The organism is Streptomyces sp. NPDC052496 (genome assembly GCF_040679095.1).
Taxonomy (GTDB): Bacteria; Actinomycetota; Actinomycetes; order Streptomycetales; family Streptomycetaceae; genus Streptomyces.
In genome coordinates, this window is the sequence record NZ_JBFAUH010000006.1 from 152565 (window position 1) to 169251 (window position 16687).

Sequence of the window (16687 nt, forward strand, 5' to 3'; positions counted from 1 at the left end):
CGGCCGGAACCGGCGGCCACCACGACATCCAAGGACAACGCGCGTAGATTCTGGCTCACCAGCCCCACCCGCAACAGCCCTCACAGGTTGCGATCAGATGACCGCCCACCCGGCCGCACCCTGACAAACACCGCCCCCCGTGCCAGGCTGCCCCCATGACCGACGCCCCCGACCCCCGGCCCGCCGCCCTCCCGTACGGCACCCCCGACGCGCCCCGCCTCGCCGTCCGCGGCGAAGCCCGCATCGAAGCCGACCCCGAGATCGCCCGCATCGACATCACCGTCCAGGCCCGCGGCACCGACCGCACCGCCACCCTCAAGGACCTCACCCACCGCAACGACCAGGTCCTCACCCTCGTCAAGAGCTACGGCGACGCCGTCGAGAAGCTCGACACCGGCGCCTTCTCCGTCACCCCGGAAATCACCGCCAAGGGCCGCCACGAACGCGTACGCGCCTACCACGGACGCGTCCGCATCACCGCCACCCTCGCCGACTTCACCGCCCTCGGCGAACTCACCACCCGCCTCGCCGACCTCGACCTCACCCGCGTCGAAGGCCCCTGGTGGGCCCTGCGCCCCGACTCACCCGCCCACCGCGAAGCCCGCCGGCAAGCCGTGCACGAAGCCGTCCAGCGCGCCCGCGAATACGCCGAAGCCCTCGGCGCCCGCCTGGACGCCGTCCTCGAACTCGCCGACACCGGCGCCGACGACGCCACGCCGATGCCGCCACCCGGCGCCATGTACCGCTCCGTCGCCTACGGGGGCGCGGCCGCAGCCGAAAGCACCCCCGCCCTCGACCTCGAACCCGCACGTCAAGAGGTGTACGCGCAGATCAACGCCCGCTTCACCATGACGCGCCCGACCCTGTGACGCCACCGGCCAGGGCCCCGCTCATCCGCTCATAGGAGCGCCGCCCCGCGCATTCAACTACTTGTCAAGAGCCTTTCACGCAAAGGCCGTTGGGCAGTCGCTTCCCCACAGTTCCCTACCTATGAGTAGGTCGTAGGGTCGGACCATGCGCCGAGCAAAGATCGTCTGCACACTGGGACCTGCCACCGACTCGTACGAGCAGATCAAGGCACTCGTCGAAGCCGGAATGGACGTAGCCCGCTTCAACCTCAGCCACGGCACCTACGCCGACCACGAGGCGCGGTACGAGCGGGTACGCAAAGCGTCCGAGGAGACCGGCCGCAGCGTCGGCGTCCTCGCCGATCTTCAAGGCCCGAAGATCCGACTCGGCCGATTCCGCGAAGGCCCCGTACTTCTCGAACGCGACGACGCCTTCACCATCACCGTCCGCCCCGGCGTCGAAGGCGACCGCCACCGCTGCGGCACCACCTACGAAGGCCTCGCCGCCGACGTCACCCCCGGCGAACGCATCCTCGTCGACGACGGCAAGGTCACCCTCCAGGTCACCGGCGTCCGCGACACCGAGGTCCACACCCAGGTCGTCGAAGGCGGCATGGTCTCCGACCACAAGGGCCTCAACCTCCCCGGCGTCGCCGTCTCCGTACCCGCCCTCTCCGAGAAGGACTGCGAAGACCTGCGCTGGGCCCTGCGCATCGGCGCCGACATCATCGCCCTGTCCTTCGTCCGCAGCGGCGACGACATCGACGACGTCCACCGCATCATGCGCCAGGAGAACTGCTTCCGACCCGTCATCGCCAAGGTCGAAAAGCCCCAGGCCGTCGACGCGATCGACGACATCGTCGCCGCCTTCGACGGCATCATGGTCGCGCGCGGCGACCTCGGCGTCGAAATGCCCCTGGAAACGGTCCCGATCGTCCAGAAGCGCGCCATCAAACTCGCCAAACGCAATGCGAAGCCGGTCATCGTCGCCACCCAGATGCTCGACTCCATGATCGAGAACTCCCGGCCCACCCGCGCCGAAGCCTCCGACGTCGCCAACGCCGTCATCGACGGCACCGACGCCGTGATGCTCTCCGGCGAGACCAGCGTCGGCAAGTACGCCACCGAAACCGTACGCACCATGGCCCGCATCGTCGCCGCCGCCGAAGAGGACATCCTCACCAAGGGCCTGCCCCCGCTCACCGACCGCAACAAACCCCGCACCCAGGGCGGCGCCGTCGCCCGCGCCGCCGCCGAGATGGGCGACTTCCTCGGCGCCAAGTTCCTCGTCGCCTTCACCCAGTCCGGCGACACCGTCCGCCGCCTGTCCCGCTACCGCTCACCCATCCCCCTCCTCGCCTTCACCCCCGAACCCGCCACCCGCTCCCAGCTCAACCTCACCTGGGGCGTCGAAACCTTCCTCGGCCCCAAGGTCGACTCCACCGACGAAATGGTCGCCCAGGTCGACGAAGAACTCCTGCGCATCGGCCGCTGCGAACGCGGCGACGTCGTCATCATCACCGCCGGCTCCCCACCCGGCGTCGCCGGCTCCACCAACCTCGTCCGCGTCCACCACATCGGCGAAGACGACACCCCGAAGTAACCCCCACCCTCACCACTTCGGCCCGACGCGCACATCCATCAGCATCACGGAGGCGCGGCGGGCCCCTGCTCCGTACCGGCGCGATCAGTATTTCGGGCCGACGTGGGTGTCCATGAGGGCTACGGACGCCCGTTTGGCCACGGAGATGTTGAAGGGGTCGCTGTCGCGCGCGAGGGTTGTCCATTCGACGCCCACTTTGGTGAGCGTGTCCGAGTACAGCCTGCGGATGTCGTCGGACTTGTTGGTGAAGAAGTAGCGCGGGTATTCGTAGCGCTTCTTCCGGCCGCCGACCGTGCGCGTCGTCCAGTTGGTGATGCGGCAGCCGTCGGAGTGCACCAGGCCCCGGATGAATGCCCATGGGTGGGTGTCCACGATGTGCTGTTGCCACGGCTCCAGAATGATCGGCCGGTCGTGCTTCTTGCCGGGGCCGTGCTGCGGGAACAGGCACCATAAATGCTTGGAGTACAGCTTTACGTTGTGACAACCGGTCCGGCGGACGCGGCACACGGAATTGTCCGGGAAGACCGCGCGCATCGCGGCTTCGCACTCGTCCATGAGGCCGGGCCAGGCGTCGTCGCAAGCGATCATGAGGCTCGGCACGCGATGCTGGGAGCACTGGATGATGTGGCCGTCACCCAGGTAGAGGGCCAGCAGGTAGGAGTAGGCGGCTTCGTCGAGAGGGGATCCGTCGCACCGAGGGCACTGGGGGTTGTGTGAGCCTGGGCATGTTCCGCGTTTCGAGCGGTCCACGTGCAGCCAGTAGCTGACCGTGCCGAGTGGCACGTCGAGCGCCCGGGCGACGTCCGCGTTCCTGGAACCCGCGCGAAGCAGGGACAAGGCCCGCAGGCGCACTTCAGAGCTATGCGTTCGCATGCGATAACTCTTCGTGATGGCTGCGGGCTGTGTGGCGTGACGCCGAGATTTCACGAGAACGTGATCGTCCGCTTTGCTTAGGGGTGCCCGGTGTGGGATTCGAACCCACACGCCCTATGGGCACGGCTGTTTGAGAGCCGCGTGTCTCGCCAGTTCCACCAACCGGGCCGGTTGCGTAAGACACCATACCGTGTGCTGGTAAGCAGCCGCTGCTAGGTAGGCTGCTATGGCACCACCTGCCTGGAACGAGGAGACCCGTGAGCGCCGCCGAGCCCGAGCAGCCCGTCGCCGACGACGACCAGTCGCATGTCCCGCCGCAGACGACCCGTGTGGTCATCGCCGAGGACGAGGCTCTCATCCGTCTCGATCTCAAAGAGATGCTGGAGGAGGAGGGCTACACCGTCGTCGGTGAGGCCGGGGACGGTGAGAAAGCCGTGGAGCTGGCGCGGGAGCACCGGCCGGATCTGGTGATCTTGGATGTGAAGATGCCGATCCTGGACGGGATCTCCGCCGCGGAGCGGATCGCCGAGGAGAACATCGCCCCGGTGCTGATGCTCACCGCGTTCTCGCAGCGCGAACTGGTGGAGCGGGCGCGGGACGCCGGGGCCATGGCGTACCTCGTCAAGCCGTTCAGCAAGAGTGACGTGGTGCCGGCGATCGAGATGGCCGTCAGCCGGTTCACGGAGCTGAAGACGCTGGAGAAGGAGGTCGCCGACCTCACCCAGCGGCTGGAGACCCGCAAGCTGGTGGACCGGGCGAAGAGCATCCTGCAGACGCAGTACGGGCTGACCGAGCCGGCCGCCTTCCGCTGGATCCAGAAGACGTCGATGGACCGCCGGCTGTCCATGCAGCAGGTCGCCGAGGCGGTCATCGAGGACGCCGAGGAGAAGAAGCAGCAGAAGGAGAAGGAGAAGAAGGGCAAGGAAGGCGAGTAGCGGTCAGCGCTGAGGCGCGGGGGCGGCGGGGCGCGGTGCCAGTAGGGCGCGTACGTCGTCGGCCTCGGGGGCGCGCAGCGGCGCGAGGAGCGCGAGCGCCTGGTGCCATACGGCGCGTGCCCGCTCCGGCGCGCCCACTGCCCGCAGGGCGTGGCCGAGGGTGACGAGGACCTTGCCGCGCCGCCAGGCGCCGCCGGTGTCCTGGAGCGCTTCGAGGGCCTGCTCGGCGTGGCGCGCGGCGTCGAGGGGCCGCCCGGCGTCGAGGAGGGCTTCGGCGAGCCGGTAGAGAGTGAGCCCGGTCCACAGGCCCTGGCGTTCTTCGCGGAAGAGCGTCAGGGCTTCGGCGTACCGGGACCGAACGTCGTCCAGCCGGCCCGCCGCGGCCAGCGTGAGCCCTGTCGTGTACAGGCCGTGGGCCAGTCGGACGGAGGCGCCGAGGTCGCGGTAGTGGCGCAGCGAGCGGTCCGCGGCGGCCAGGGATTCCGTCTCGCGGCCGAGTCCGAGCAGGGCGCGGGCCTGGTGGGCGAGGGCTGCCGCTTCGCCGTACCGGTCGTGGTCCTGCCGGAAGGCGTCGAGGGCCTGGGTGAAGTACGTGAGGGCGTCCGCGTGGCGGTGGGCGGTGAGTGCTTCGACGCCGCGGAGGTTCAGGGCCCGGCTGCGTACGAGGGGGTCGTCGGAGAGCTGGGCGAGGGTGAGGGCCGCGCGTGACTGGGCCTCGGCTTCCGGGAAGCGGCCGAGCCGGGCGTGGGCGCGGCTGAGGAGGAGGCGGGCGCGGGCTTCGGTCCGGGTGTCCGCTGTCTCCTGGGCGGCTTCGGCCAGGGCGCGGGCGGTCTGCTCGTAGGGGGTGAGGAGGGCGGGGGAGCCGAGCAGGTCCTGGGCGAGGAGGAGCAGGTCGGCGGCCGGGCGCAGTGCGTGGGGGTTGCGGCCGGGGGCGGTGGCCTGGCGTACGGCGGCCAGGAGGTTGTCGCCTTCGGTGGCCAGCCAGTCCAGTGCGGCGCTGCGGCTGGTGAACACGGTGCCGGGCCGGGTGGCCGGGGTGAGGTGGTCGAGGAGTCGGTCGCCGGGGCATTTGAGCTGGTGGGCGTCGGTGGCGGTGGCGAGGTAGTGGTGGAGGAGCCGGTTGCGGGCGCTTGCGTGCGTCGCCGGTTGTTCGTCGCGTGCGGCGCGGTCGTGGGCGTAGAGGCGTACGAGGTCGTGGAAGCGGTAGCGGCCGGGGGCGGCGGTTTCCAGGAGGGAGGTGTCGACGAGGGTTTCGAGGAGATCTTCGACGGTGGTGGTGCTGGTGTGGCTGGGGCTGGTGGGGTCGGTGGGGTCGGTGTCGAGCAGGGCCGCCGCGGCGGGGAGTGAGATGTCGGGGCCGTCGGCGAGGCCGAGGAGCCGGAAGGCTCGTGCCTGTGGTGGTGTCAGGCGTCCGTAGGTGTGGTCCAGGGCGGGTCTCACCGCGAGGTCGCCGGCGTGCAGTTCGTCCAGCCGGTGGCGTGCGTCGGCGAGTTTGGCGGCGAGGTCGGAGACGGTCCAGGTGCGGCGGGCGGCGAGCCGGGCTGCGACGATGCGGATGGCGAGCGGCAGGTGTCCGCAGGCGCGGACGACGTCCCGGGCGGCGGCGGGTTCGGCGGCGACGCGCTGTTCGCCGACGATACGGGTGAAGAGGGCCAGTGCCTGGTCGGGGCTCATCACGTCGAGGTCGACGAAGCGGGCGCCGGTGAGGTCGACGAGGCGGGAGCGGCTGGTGACGAGGGCTGCCGAGCCGCCCGTTCCGGGCAGGAGGGGGTGGACCTGGGATGTGTCGCGGGCGTTGTCGAGCAGGACGAGGACGCGGCGGTCCGCGAGGAGGGCGCGGTAGCGGGCGGCGCGTTCGTGGGTGCTGTCGGGGATGTGGGACGCGGGTGTGCCCAGGGCGCGGAGGAAGGTTTCGAGGACGGCACCGGGGTCCGCGGGGGTGTCGGGGGCCTGGAGGTCGACGTACAGCTGGCCGTCGGGGAAGCGGTCGCGGGCGAGGTGGGCGACGTGGACGGCCAGGGTGGTCTTGCCGACGCCGGGGATGCCGCTGATGACCGAGACGGTGGCGGGCGGTCCGTCGGGGGTGGTGAGCTGTTCGGCGAGCTGGGCTGCGGTGGTGCCGGGGGTGACGAAGTCGGGAGGGGTGGCGGGGAGTTGCCGCAGGCTGTAGGTGGGGGGTTCGTCGGGGCTCCGGTCGGCGGGGAGGCCGAGTCCGGGGTCGGCTTGCAGGATGCGCCGTTGCAGGTCGGCGAGGGCGGGGGCGGGGTCCACCCCGAGTTCGTCGGCGAGCAGGCGGCGGGTGTCGGCGTATACGGCGAGGGCTTCGGCCTGGCGGCCGCTGCGGTACAGGGCGAGCATGAGGAGTTCCCGCAGCCGTTCGCGCAGGGGGTGGGCGGCGACGAGCGCGGTCAGCTCGGGGACGGCTTCGGCGTGGTTGCCGAGTTCGAGGTCGAGGTCGAGGCGGGTCTCCATGAGGGAGAGGTGCCATTCCTCCAGGCGGGTGCGCTGGTTCTCCGCGTAGGGTCCGGCGAGGTGGGCCAGTGGCTCGCCGTCCCACAGGGCCAGCGCGGAGTCCAGGAGGTTCCGGGCGCGGCAGTGGTCGCCGGCGGCGCGGGCCTGTTCGGCTTCGGCCGCGTACTGCTGGGCGTGGTTCAGGTCGAGGTCGAGCGGCTGGTTGCCCAATGGCCGGAGGGCGTAACCGCCGGATTCGGCGATCAGGAGGTCGGCGTCCGCGCCGAGTGCTTTGCGGATGCGGGAGGCGTAGGTGCGGAGTGCGGCGAGGGCGGCGTGCGGTGGCTCGTCGCCCCAGAGGGCGTCGACGAGTTCGGGTGCGGTGGCGGCCCGTCCGCCGCGGAGCAGCAGGACGGCGAGGAGGGCGCGCTGTTGCGGGGAGCCGGTCGCCAGTGGCGTCGCGCCGCGCCAGGCTCGTACGGGGCCGAGGACGGTGAAGCGGAGCCGGGCCGGATGTGCGCCCGGAGCCTCGTGGGCCGGGGGGCGGGCTTGGGAGGGGTGCGTGGGCTCAGGTGAGGTTGCGGGGAGGGGGGCGGAGGGGACGGAGGCAGCGGTGGGGACGGAGGGGACGAACAGGGCTGACGCGTCCGGAGTGGCCGGACCTTTCGCGGCCTCCCTGATCGCGGACTGGAGCTCCTGGAGGCGGGCCGGTAGTCCGGTCCCGTACGCCGTTGTCAGCGCGTCGCCGAGCCGTTCCAGGACGCGCAGTGCCTCGGCGGTGCGGCCGGTCGTGTGGAGGGCCGTGGCCAGGTGGGCGTGGAAGGTTTCGTCGTGGGGGTGTTCGTCCACGAGGGTGCGGAGTTCGGGGACCGTGCGGGCGGCCCGGCCCGTGCGGATGTCGGCTTCGATGCGCAGGCCGAGGGCTTCGGTGCGCAGTTCTTCCAGGTGGCGTACGTGGGTGGCGAGGCCGGTGCCGGTGCCGAGTCCGGCGAGTGCGGGGCCCCGCCAGGTGCCGAGGGCGTCGGTGAGGAGGGTGCGGGCGGCGGCGGGGCGGTCGGCGGTCAGGTGGGTCCTGGCTTCGTCGAGGGCGGTGACGAAGCGGGTGAGGTCGATGTGGCGGGCGGGGAGGTGCAGTGCGTAGCCGTTGTGGTCCCAGGTGAGGAGGTGGCGTCCGGTTCCGCGGCCGGCGGCCTGGTCGAGCTGTCGGCGGATGCGGTGGACGTGTGTCTGGATCTGTTCTCTGGGGGTGGCGGGCGGGGTGTTGCCCCAGATGTCCGTGATGAGGGTGGTGACGGGGACGGTCCGGCCGTGGTGCAGCAGCAGGGAGGCGAGCAGCGCCTGCCGGCGGACGGCGGCGGGGGTGACGTCGGTGCCGTCGAGGGTGAGGTGGAGCGGTCCGAGGAGCCGCGCTTCAAGATGCATCGCGCCGGCCCGTGGTGCCGAGGAGGAGGGTCGCGTGGGCGTGTGCCAGGGAGGGCGGCCGGATGCCGTCGGTGCGGTGCCGGCGTTCGAGTTCTGCGCCGAGGAGGTGGACGGCGCGGCTCTCCGCGCCGCTCGCGCACAGGGCGCGGGCCAGGGCGATGACGGTGGCCTCGTCGTCGGGGTGCTGGTCGTGCAGGTCCTGGAGGGCGAAGGTGGCGCGGGAGACGGCGCCGGTGGCGAGCAGGGCGGTGGCCCGGCGCCGGGCGGTGTCCAGGTGGATCTCGGTGAGGGCGCGCCGGGTGTGGCGTACGAAGGCGGAGGGCTGGAGGCCGGTGAGGGGTTCGCCGCGCCACAGGGCCAGGGCCGCGTCGTAGCGGTCGAGGGCGCCGTGGTGGTCGCCTCGGGCGTGGTGGTCGGCGCCGTCGTCGGCGAGGTGGCGGAAGCGGCAGGCGTCCACGTGGTCGGGGGCGACGTGGAGGAGGTAGCTGACGGTTTCGGGGGTGTGGCCCGGGTGGGTGGTCAGGCGGGCCGGGGGGTCGCTGTCCGGGCCGTCGTACTGCGCGAGGGTGCGGCGCAGGTGGTGGATGTGCAGGTGGATCGCGGAGATCGCCGAGGCGGGGGGCGGTCCTGGCCAGACGCGTTCGCGGAGTGCGGCGACGGTGAGGGCTTGTCCGGGTTGCAGGAGCAGGGCGCTGAGGACGGCTCGGCGCTGCGGGGGGCCCAGGGTGACGGGCGCGCCGGCGTAGTGGGAGGTCACCGGCCCCAGCAGGCCGAAGCGGAGCGCTGCCACGTCGTGTGCCCCTTCCGGTGCTCCGGTGCGCTGTACGCGCTGTACACGCTGCCAGGGAAGATAGCAGGGCGTTCAGCAGACGTTAAGTAGGCGTGTATCGCTGCTGGTTGAAGGCCTGTACGTGGCCGCTCGGAGTGGGTGGGTGCGGCGTTCATCGTTCGTTTACGGTGGGCCAGCACTCTTACAGGACAGCGTCCTGAGACTCATGCCTGGTCCGGCGCGCTTTCGGCAGGGTTCCCGGGGGTGGTAGCCCGGGCGCCCTGCCTTGCCGTATTTCTTTCTCAACTGTGGCCCACGAGACGTGATTTGGGCTACCGTCGTTGCGACTCTTCGCGTCGCCGTGCACCGACGTGGGCTCCCTTACCACGGGCCTGCCCGGAGCGTTCCGCGGTCGTGCGCCGAGGTCGCCCGCTGGACTAGGCATGGTCGAAGGGAGAGTGCGTCATGCACTCGCAGTCATGGATGTGGCTCGCCGCGGGGGTGGTGGTGACGCTGGCCTTCTTCGGGCTGGTCGCCTACCTCGTACGGGAGTTGAAGTCGACGCGGCGGCTGCCGGCGGTGCTCGCCGCCGTCGCGGTCCTCGTCGGAGCGCTGCCGGCGGTGCTCTACGCGCTGTACCACTCGCTGGTGGTGAACCAATAGGCAACTGGTGAACCGAGCGGCAACTCGGGCGCCCCGGCCCGGCGTTCATCCGGGCCGGGGCACCACAGCGTGTGCCTCGGTCCTCAGTCCTCTCCCAGATACGCCTTCCGTACGGACTCGTCGTGCAGCAGTTCCTGTCCGGTGCCGGACAGGACGACGGTGCCGGTCTCCATGACGTGGCCGTGGTCGGCGAGGGAGAGGGCGGCCTGGGCGTTCTGTTCGACCAGGAGGATGGTGGTGCCCTGGGCGCGCAGTTCGCGGATGGTGTCCATGATCTTCTGCATCATGATGGGGGACAGGCCCATGGAGGGCTCGTCCAGCATCAGCAGCTGTGGCCGGGACATCAGGGCGCGGCCCATGGCCAGCATCTGCTGTTCGCCGCCGGAGAGGGTGCCGGAGGCCTGGCGGCTGCGTTCGCCGAGGATGGGGAAGAGGTCGTAGACGCGCCGGATGTCGGCTTCGATGCCGGCCGGGTCCTTGCGCAGGAACGCGCCGAGCTTGAGGTTCTCGGCGATGGTCAGGCGGGGGAAGAGGCGGCGGCCTTCGGGGGAGTGGGCGAGGCCGCGTTCGACGATCTTGTGGGCGGGGACGCCGGTGAGCGGTGCGCCGTTGAAGGAGATCCGGCCGGAGAGGGGTTTGAGGAGGCCGGAGAGGGTGCGCAGGGTGGTGGTCTTGCCGGCGCCGTTGGTGCCGATGAGGGTGACGACCTGGCCGGCCTCGACGGTGAAGGAGATGCCTTTGACGGCTTCGATCTTGCCGTAGGCGACGCGCAGGTCGTCGACCTGGAGGAGCGGGGCTGTGGTCATCGGGCGTCTCCTTCCGGGGCGGAGGGCCCGGACGGGGCGCCGGGTGGCGAGTCCTCGGGGACGGCCCCTGGCGCGGCCCCGGTTCCGTGCTCCCCGCCCCGCGCCTGTTCCTCCGCTGCCCGTACCTCCGCCGCCTCCTCGGCGCCGGGTGCGTCGTCGAAGGGCGTACCGAGGTAGGCGGCGATGACGCGTTCGTCGGCCTGGACGACCTCGGAGGTGCCTTCGAGGAGTTTTTCGCCCTGGACGAGGACGGCGACGCGGTCGCAGAGGTTGAAGATGAAGCGCATGTCGTGCTCGATGACGAGGACGGCGGTGCCCTGGTCGCGGATGGCGAGGACGAGGTCGCGGGTGGCGCGGGTCTCCTGGGGGTTCATGCCGGCGGTGGGTTCGTCGAGCAGGAGCAGGCCGGGTTCGCTGGCGAGGGCGCGGGCGATCTCCAGCTTGCGCTGTTCGCCGTAGGGCAGGTTGCGGGCGAGGTGGTCGCGTTTGGCGGCCAGGCCGGTGAACTCCAGGAGTTCCATGGCGCGTTCTTCGGAGGAGCGTTCGGCCTTGCGGAAGCCGGGGCCACGCAGGAGGGCGGACCAGAGCCCTTCTTTGGTGCGGGTGTGGCGGCCGACGAGGGTGTTTTCCAGGACAGTCATGTTGGCGAAGAGGCGGATGTTCTGGAAGGTGCGGGCGACACCGGCCTGGGTGACGAGGTGGGGTTTGCGGGAGAGGCGGGTGCCCCGGAAGCTGACGGTGCCTTCGGTGGGGACGTAGAGGCCGGTGAGGCAGTTGAAGAAGGTGGTCTTGCCGGCGCCGTTGGGGCCGATGAGGCCGACGATCTCGCCGGCCCGGACGGTGAGGTCGACGCCGCGTACGGCGGTCAGGCCGCCGAAGCGCATGGTGACGCCGGCGGCTTCGAGGACGGTGTCCGCGGTTCCGGCGGTGCTGGTGGGTGTGGTCATGGTCGCGTCACGCCTTCGCCTGGGTGCCGCCGATGGCCTGGTCCCGTTCGGGCAGGCCGGTGTCGGGCGGTACGTCGAGCTGGCCGGTCTCGTGGAATTCGAGCTGCTTCCTGCGGTCGGGGATCAGGCCCTCGGGGCGGAAGCGCATGAGCAGGACGAGGGCGAGGCCGAACAGGAACAGCTGGTAGTCCTGGAGGAAGTCGAGCTTGGCGGGGATGAGGTAGAGCAGGGCGGCGCCGACGAGGGGGCCGCTGAGGGTGCCCATGCCGCCGAGGATGACGGCGGCCAGCAGGAACGCGGAGTTGGGCGGGGTCGGGCCGGCGAACTGGAACTGCTCGGGGGTGACGGTGGTGACGACGTGGGCGTGCACGGTACCGGCGAGTCCGGCGAGGGCGGCGCCGAGGGCGAAGGCGAGCAGGCGCAGCCGGAAGCTGTTGACGCCCATGGCGACGGCGGCGGTCTCGTCCTCGCGGATGGCGATCCAGGCGCGGCCGATGCGGGAGGCGGCGGCGCGGCGGAAGACCAGGACCACGAAGGCGGTCACGAGGATCATGAGGAGGTAGTAGTTGCCGTAGGTGGCGATGGTGAAGCCGAGGATCTCGTGGGGCTCGCCGAAGTTGAAGCCGAGGATCTCCAGGTTGGGGATGTTGGGGATGCCCATGGCGCCGTTGGTGATGTCGGGTCCTGTGGTGCCGTTGAGGTTGAGCATGGCGATACGGAAGATCTCGCCGAAGCCGAGGGTGACGATGGCGAGGTAGTCACCGCGCAGGCGCAGGGTGGGGGCGCCGATCAGGACGCCGAAGACGAGGGAGGCGGCGGCGCCGGTCAGCAGGGCGGCCCAGAACGGGAAGTGCACGCCGAGGGCGGATTCGGGGCTGCCGGAGACCAGGGCGGCCGCGTACGCGCCGACGCCGAGGAAGGCCACGTACCCGAGATCGAGGAGTCCGGCGAGGCCGACGACGACGTTCAGGCCGAGGGCGACGGTGGCGAAGATGAGGATGTTGGCGCCGATGATCGTGTACTGGTCGGTGTCCTGGGTGAACGGGAAGCAGGCCGCGGCGACGAAGGCCGCGACGAGCGCGACGCCGCGGTGCCGGGCGGTGATCGCGGTGAGCCGCCGGACGAGACCGGCGCGGTGCACGGCGGGCACGGCGAGCGCGACGAAGATCAGGTAGCCGACGAAGGGCGGGCCGTCCTCCGCGTCGATGCCGTACGTGAAGACGTAGAGCGCGGCGCCGAAGGCCGCGGCGATGATCAGGATCTCGCCCCAGGAAGGCAGCTGCCGCGCCGGTTTGCGCAAGGGTACGGAGGCCAGCGCGCCCGTGAAGCGGTGCCAGGCGCCGGGCGCCGGGGCGCCCTCCCGGCCCGCGGGCACGGCGCGGTCGGCGGGCAGGCCGAGGGCGCCGAGGAACGTGGCGAGCGCGGCGGCGCCCGCGATGAAGCCGCCGGCTTCCAGATTGACCAGGCCGCCGAGGTCGACGGCGATGGCGCCGAGGGTGAACCAGGTGGCGGCGAGGGTGGCGGCGGCCGCGAACAGGACCGGGGCGGTGCGGCCGGCCGGGGTGAGCCAGCCGAAGCCGCGGACGCCGAGGCCGGACAGGGTGAACAGCAGGGTCAGGACGCCGCCGGCGAGGGTGATCAGCTGGAGGCCGGCGGGGGAGCCGTCATAGGTGAGGTCGCCGGGGAAGTCGCTGCTCCAGGTCCAGGCGAGGGCGGTGGAGGCGGCGGTGGCGAGGGCGGCGGCCGCGGTGGTCAGGCGGGCGCCGCGTTCGGGCAGGGGGAGGACACCGGGGTGGTGCTGCACGGCGGCTCGCTTCGCGTTGCCGCCGTCGGTGGGTGTGGTGGTCATCGCTATCACGCCCGATCCGCGACGCGTTCGCCGAGCAGGCCCTGGGGCCTCAGCAGGAGGACGAGGATGAGGAGGACGAAGGCCCAGACGTCCTTCCAGGCTCCGCCGCCGAACTGCTGCATACCGGGTATCTCCTCGACGTAGCCGGTGGCGAGCGCTTCGGCGACGCCGAGGACGAGGCCGCCGAGCATGGCGCCGTAGATGTTGCCGATACCGCCGAGCACGGCCGCGGTGAAGGCCTTGAGGCCGAGGATGAAGCCCATCCGGAACTGCACCTCGCCGGTGCGCAGCCCGTAGGCGACGGCGGCGACGCCCGCGAAGACGGCGCCGATGGCGAAGGCCAGCACGATGATCCGGTCGGTGTTGATGCCCATGAGCTTGGCGGTGTCCGGGTCCTGGGCGGTGGCCTGCATGGCGCGGCCGCTGCGGGTGCGGGAGACGAAGAAGCCGAGGGCGATCATGCAGACCGGGGCAGCGATGACGACGAAGATGTCGCCGCGCTGGACGGTGGCGCCCAGGATCTCGAAGGAGTCGCCCTTGAACTGCGGGAAGACGCGGGCCTTGTTGCCTTCGGGGTACCACATCCAGACGGCCTGCTGGAGGGCGATGGACAGGCCGATGGCGGTGATCAGGGGCGCGAGGCGGGGCGCGCCGCGCAGCGGCCGGTAGGCGAAACGTTCCGCTGCCACGCCGACGAGACCGGAGACGACGACGGCCCCGAGGAGCATCAGGGGCAGCGCGAGGAGGAGGGAGGTGCCGGACGGCATGGCGAGGTAGACGGTGAGCGCGCCGAAGCCGCCGACCATGAAGATCTCGCCGTGCGCGAAGTTGATGAGCTGGACGATGCCGTAGACCATCGTGTAGCCGATCGCGATGAGTCCGTACATCGCGCCGAGGATGAGTCCGTTGGCCAGCTGTTGCGGCAGTTCGTTCACCGCAGGGCCTCCGTGGGGTGGGAAGACGGTACGGGCGGTGGCGGCAGCCCGTGTGCCGCGGTCGGCGCGCCGGGGCGTTCGTGGCGTCCTGGCGCGGCCCGAGGGGCACTGGCCGGTGGGGTGGTGCGGCGGGGTCCGGCGGGCCCGGGACCGCGGACGGTCCGGGCCCGCTGGCCTCGGCGGTACGGGTCAGCCCGGGCGGGTCAGCTCTTGCCGGCCTTGTCGAACTTCTTGAACTCCGCGCTGAAGCGGGCGACCCACTTGCCCTGGTCGACCTGGTAAGCGGTGATCATGGTGTTGGTGGTGTCGCCGTACTTGTCGAAGGAGACATGGCCGGTCACGCCGTCGAAGGAGACCTGGTTCATGGCGTCGACGACCTTCTTGCGGGCGTCCGCGGGCAGCTTGCCGCCGTTGTCCCCGACGACCTTCTTGACGGCCTGGATCAGGGCCCAGGTGGCGTCGTAGGCGGAGCCGCCGTACGCCTCGTAGCGGTCCTTGTAGCCCGCGGCCTTGTACTCGTCGATGAACTTCTTCGCGGAGGCGAGCTGTTCGACGGGCTTGCCCACGGAGGAGGCGTAGTCACCCTGCGCCTTCTTGTTGAGCTTGATGTAGTCGGCGCTGTACATGCCGTCGCCGCCCATCAGGGGGACGTTGACGCCGCCGTCCTTGAGCTGCTGGCTCAGCGGCCCGGAGGCGGGGTACTCACCGCCGTAGAAGACCACGTCCGGCTTGGCGGCCTTGACCTTGGCGACGACGGCCTTGAAGTCGCGGTCCTCCGGGTTGACGTGCTCGGAGCCGACGACCTTGCCGCCCAGCTTGGTGAACTGCGCCTTGAAGGAGGCGGCGAGGCCCGCGCCGTAGGTCTTCTGGTCGTCGATGACGTAGGCGTTCTTGAACTTGGCCTTCTCCCAGGCGAACTGGCCGTCGAACTGCCCCTGCACCTCGTCGGTGGTGGCGGTGCGGAAGTAGGTGGAGAACTGCCGGACGCGCTTGTTCTGCTTCCAGTCCTTGCCCTGGGTGAGGTCCGGGGTGGTGTTGGCCGGGGAGATCAGGGCCACGCCGTTCTGCTGGGCCACCTGCTGCATGGACTGGGCGACGCTGGAGTTCAGCGGGCCGACGATGCCCAGGACGTCCTTGTCGCCGGCGAGCTTGGTGGCGTTCTGCTGGCCGACGTTGGCCTGCGCCTTGTCGTCGAGCGGTTCGAGCTTGAACTCGACGCCCTTGACCTCGCCGGCCTTGTTGGCGTTGTCGACGGCGAGCTGGGCGGAGTTGCGGATGCCCAGGCCGAGGGCGGAGAGTTCGCCGGTGATCGGGGCGTCGAGGCCGATGGTCACGGACGTCTTCGACCCCTCGCCGCCCTTCTTGTCGTCGCCGCGGGAGCCGCATGCGGAGAGTGTGAGGGCGCCGGCGGTGACCGCGGTGGTGAGTATGAGCAAGGAACGGTGACGCACGATCAGTCCTTTCCCTGGCGCGGTCGGGCGCGTCGCACGACCGTTTCGCGCGCCGGGCTGTACGGGTGGTACAGGGTCCGTGCTCGCAACGCGCGCCCGGCGGCGCGGTGACTGGCGGTGACTCTAGAGCGGGGCCCGGTGACCTGACAGCGGCGCTGACCAGGATGTGACGCTCTTGTTATGACCGTCGATGAGCGTTTTGCCCTCATGCTCCTTACATTGGGCGCGGACGCCGGGCGGAGCGTGAACTGGCACTTCCCGCAGGGGATTTGGGGCTGATCTTGGTTCGGATGTCCGCATATCGGATGTGGCGTGCGGGGCGGGTGAGTGGCCGGTGAGCCGGAGGGGGCCCGGCGGCGGTGGTGCCCTCCGCGCGGACTACGGAGCGTTACGGTACGCGGGGGCGTGCGGCGTCGAACGGGCGCCGGGGGCCGCGCGCCCGGAGCGTACGACGACGGCCCCGCTCCCTGAGCCGGGAACGGGGCCGCCGTCGTACGCCGTGAGTCCCGCGCGTGCAGCGCGGCACCCGGCTCAGCCGCGGTGGTACACCGACGCGTCCACGTCACGCAGCATGCAGGTCAGCCGGGCGCTGCAGACCCGCTTGCCGTCCTCGTCGGTGATGGCGATCTCGTACGTGGCGGACGAGCGGCCGCGGTGCAGCGGGGTGGCGACGCCGGTGACCAGGCCGGAGCGGGCGCCGCGGTGGTGGGTGCAGTTCAGGTCGACGCCCACGGCGAGCTTGGTGGGGCCGCCGTGCAGCATCGCGCCGACCGAACCGAGGGTCTCGGCGAGCACCGCGGAGGCGCCGCCGTGCAGCAGCCCGTACGGCTGGGTGTTGCCCTCGACGGGCATGGTGCCGACGATCCGCTCCGGGGCGGCCTCCAGGACCTGCACGCTCATCCGCGTACCGAGGTGACCGGCGGAGAACAGCGCGGCGAGGTCCAGGCCGAGCCCGGCCCACTGGTCGATGATCTCCTGCGGAAACGTGGTCGCGCGCTGCTCGCCCATGTCCTGCGGCTCCGTTCGTGTGCCGGTGGCATCGGCCGCGGCGCACAGAAGCGGCGCCGGTCCGACGCCGGTCGTTGAGTCGTGCACGTTCTTATCAGGCTACGGAACGGCGGTACGGTCCGGGGCC

Annotated in this window: 12 protein-coding genes, 1 tRNA gene and 2 pseudogenes; 4 read left to right on the forward strand and 11 right to left on the reverse strand. The window is 71.1% G+C overall.

What is annotated here, in order from left to right; all coding sequences use genetic code 11:
• Positions 1 to 155: 155 nt before the first annotated feature.
• Both AB0L45_RS10930 and pyk read left to right on the forward strand, forming a co-directional pair.
• Positions 156 to 869: an SIMPL domain-containing protein gene (locus AB0L45_RS10930; protein ID WP_365838300.1), complete on the forward strand. Its 714-nt coding sequence runs from the start codon at positions 156 to 158 to the stop codon at positions 867 to 869.
• 145 nt (positions 870 to 1014) lie between these two features.
• Complete coding sequence (pyk, locus tag AB0L45_RS10935; RefSeq protein ID WP_365838302.1) at positions 1015 to 2451, forward strand: pyruvate kinase; 1437 nt, start codon at positions 1015 to 1017, stop codon at positions 2449 to 2451.
• An 84-nt stretch (positions 2452 to 2535) separates the two neighbouring features.
• On the opposite strand, the gene AB0L45_RS10940 is transcribed toward pyk, so the two are convergent.
• Both AB0L45_RS10940 and AB0L45_RS10945 read right to left on the reverse strand, forming a co-directional pair.
• Positions 2536 to 3324, reverse strand: coding sequence for a helix-turn-helix domain-containing protein (locus AB0L45_RS10940; RefSeq protein ID WP_365838304.1), 789 nt, complete (start codon positions 3322 to 3324; stop codon positions 2536 to 2538).
• An 84-nt stretch (positions 3325 to 3408) separates the two neighbouring features.
• A tRNA-Leu gene (locus AB0L45_RS10945) sits at positions 3409 to 3492 on the reverse strand.
• A gap of 89 nt (positions 3493 to 3581) precedes the next feature.
• Between AB0L45_RS10945 and AB0L45_RS10950 the strand changes: the two genes are divergently transcribed.
• Positions 3582 to 4259, forward strand: a complete 678-nt coding sequence (locus AB0L45_RS10950; protein ID WP_365838306.1) for a response regulator — start codon at positions 3582 to 3584, stop codon at positions 4257 to 4259.
• A gap of 3 nt (positions 4260 to 4262) precedes the next feature.
• Here the strand turns inward: AB0L45_RS10950 and AB0L45_RS10955 are convergent.
• The 3 genes and pseudogenes from AB0L45_RS10955 to AB0L45_RS10965 all read right to left on the reverse strand — a co-directional run.
• A pseudogene (locus AB0L45_RS10955) lies at positions 4263 to 7220 on the reverse strand (BTAD domain-containing putative transcriptional regulator); the annotation flags it as partial.
• Positions 7221 to 7397: 177 nt separating this feature from the next.
• A pseudogene (locus AB0L45_RS10960) lies at positions 7398 to 8132 on the reverse strand (AfsR/SARP family transcriptional regulator); the annotation flags it as partial.
• On the reverse strand, positions 8122 to 8922 hold the full coding sequence (locus AB0L45_RS10965) for a BTAD domain-containing putative transcriptional regulator (RefSeq protein WP_365838308.1): 801 nt from the start codon (positions 8920 to 8922) through the stop codon (positions 8122 to 8124). The gene AB0L45_RS10965 and the pseudogene AB0L45_RS10960, both read right to left, overlap by 11 nt.
• A 444-nt stretch (positions 8923 to 9366) precedes the next feature.
• On the opposite strand from AB0L45_RS10965, the gene AB0L45_RS10970 reads away from it, so the two are divergent.
• Positions 9367 to 9564 carry a hypothetical protein gene (locus AB0L45_RS10970; RefSeq protein WP_365838310.1) on the forward strand — a complete coding sequence of 66 codons (198 nt, stop codon included), beginning with the start codon at positions 9367 to 9369 and terminating at the stop codon, positions 9562 to 9564.
• Positions 9565 to 9647: 83 nt separating this feature from the next.
• On the opposite strand, the gene AB0L45_RS10975 is transcribed toward AB0L45_RS10970, so the two are convergent.
• The 6 genes from AB0L45_RS10975 to AB0L45_RS11000 form a co-directional block, all read right to left on the reverse strand.
• On the reverse strand, positions 9648 to 10370 hold the full coding sequence (locus AB0L45_RS10975) for an ABC transporter ATP-binding protein (RefSeq protein WP_365838312.1): 723 nt from the start codon (positions 10368 to 10370) through the stop codon (positions 9648 to 9650).
• A complete protein-coding gene (locus AB0L45_RS10980; protein ID WP_365838314.1) occupies positions 10367 to 11317 on the reverse strand; it encodes an ABC transporter ATP-binding protein in 951 nt (316 codons plus the stop codon). Before AB0L45_RS10980 ends, AB0L45_RS10975 begins: the two co-directional genes overlap by 4 nt.
• A gap of 7 nt (positions 11318 to 11324) precedes the next feature.
• Positions 11325 to 13166: a branched-chain amino acid ABC transporter permease gene (locus AB0L45_RS10985; protein WP_365838316.1), complete on the reverse strand. Its 1842-nt coding sequence runs from the start codon at positions 13164 to 13166 to the stop codon at positions 11325 to 11327.
• Positions 13167 to 13171: 5 nt separating this feature from the next.
• Entirely contained in the window at positions 13172 to 14101 is a 930-nt protein-coding gene (locus AB0L45_RS10990) for a branched-chain amino acid ABC transporter permease (RefSeq protein ID WP_365838318.1), read from the reverse strand.
• Positions 14102 to 14304: 203 nt separating this feature from the next.
• A complete protein-coding gene (locus AB0L45_RS10995) occupies positions 14305 to 15537 on the reverse strand; it encodes a branched-chain amino acid ABC transporter substrate-binding protein (RefSeq protein ID WP_365838577.1) in 1233 nt (410 codons plus the stop codon).
• 546 nt (positions 15538 to 16083) lie between these two features.
• The gene (locus tag AB0L45_RS11000; RefSeq protein WP_030020997.1) at positions 16084 to 16560 is read right to left on the reverse strand and encodes a hotdog fold thioesterase; all 477 of its coding nucleotides are present in this window, start codon (positions 16558 to 16560) and stop codon (positions 16084 to 16086) included.
• Positions 16561 to 16687 lie beyond the last annotated feature (127 nt).

Excerpts from the sequence above, each read along its gene's own strand:
- AB0L45_RS10940 (WP_365838304.1), bottom strand. The coding sequence starts at position 3,324 with ATGCGAACGCATAGCTCTGAAGTGCGCCTGCGGGCCTTGTCCCTGCTT.
- AB0L45_RS11000 (WP_030020997.1), bottom strand. The coding sequence starts at position 16,560 with ATGGGCGAGCAGCGCGCGACCACGTTTCCGCAGGAGATCATCGACCAG.
- AB0L45_RS10975 (WP_365838312.1), bottom strand. The coding sequence starts at position 10,370 with ATGACCACAGCCCCGCTCCTCCAGGTCGACGACCTGCGCGTCGCCTAC.
- pyk (WP_365838302.1), top strand. The coding sequence starts at position 1,015 with ATGCGCCGAGCAAAGATCGTCTGCACACTGGGACCTGCCACCGACTCG.
- AB0L45_RS10980 (WP_365838314.1), bottom strand. The coding sequence starts at position 11,317 with ATGACCACACCCACCAGCACCGCCGGAACCGCGGACACCGTCCTCGAA.
- AB0L45_RS10970 (WP_365838310.1), top strand. The coding sequence starts at position 9,367 with ATGCACTCGCAGTCATGGATGTGGCTCGCCGCGGGGGTGGTGGTGACG.
- AB0L45_RS10985 (WP_365838316.1), bottom strand. The coding sequence starts at position 13,166 with ATGACCACCACACCCACCGACGGCGGCAACGCGAAGCGAGCCGCCGTG.
- AB0L45_RS10930 (WP_365838300.1), top strand. The coding sequence starts at position 156 with ATGACCGACGCCCCCGACCCCCGGCCCGCCGCCCTCCCGTACGGCACC.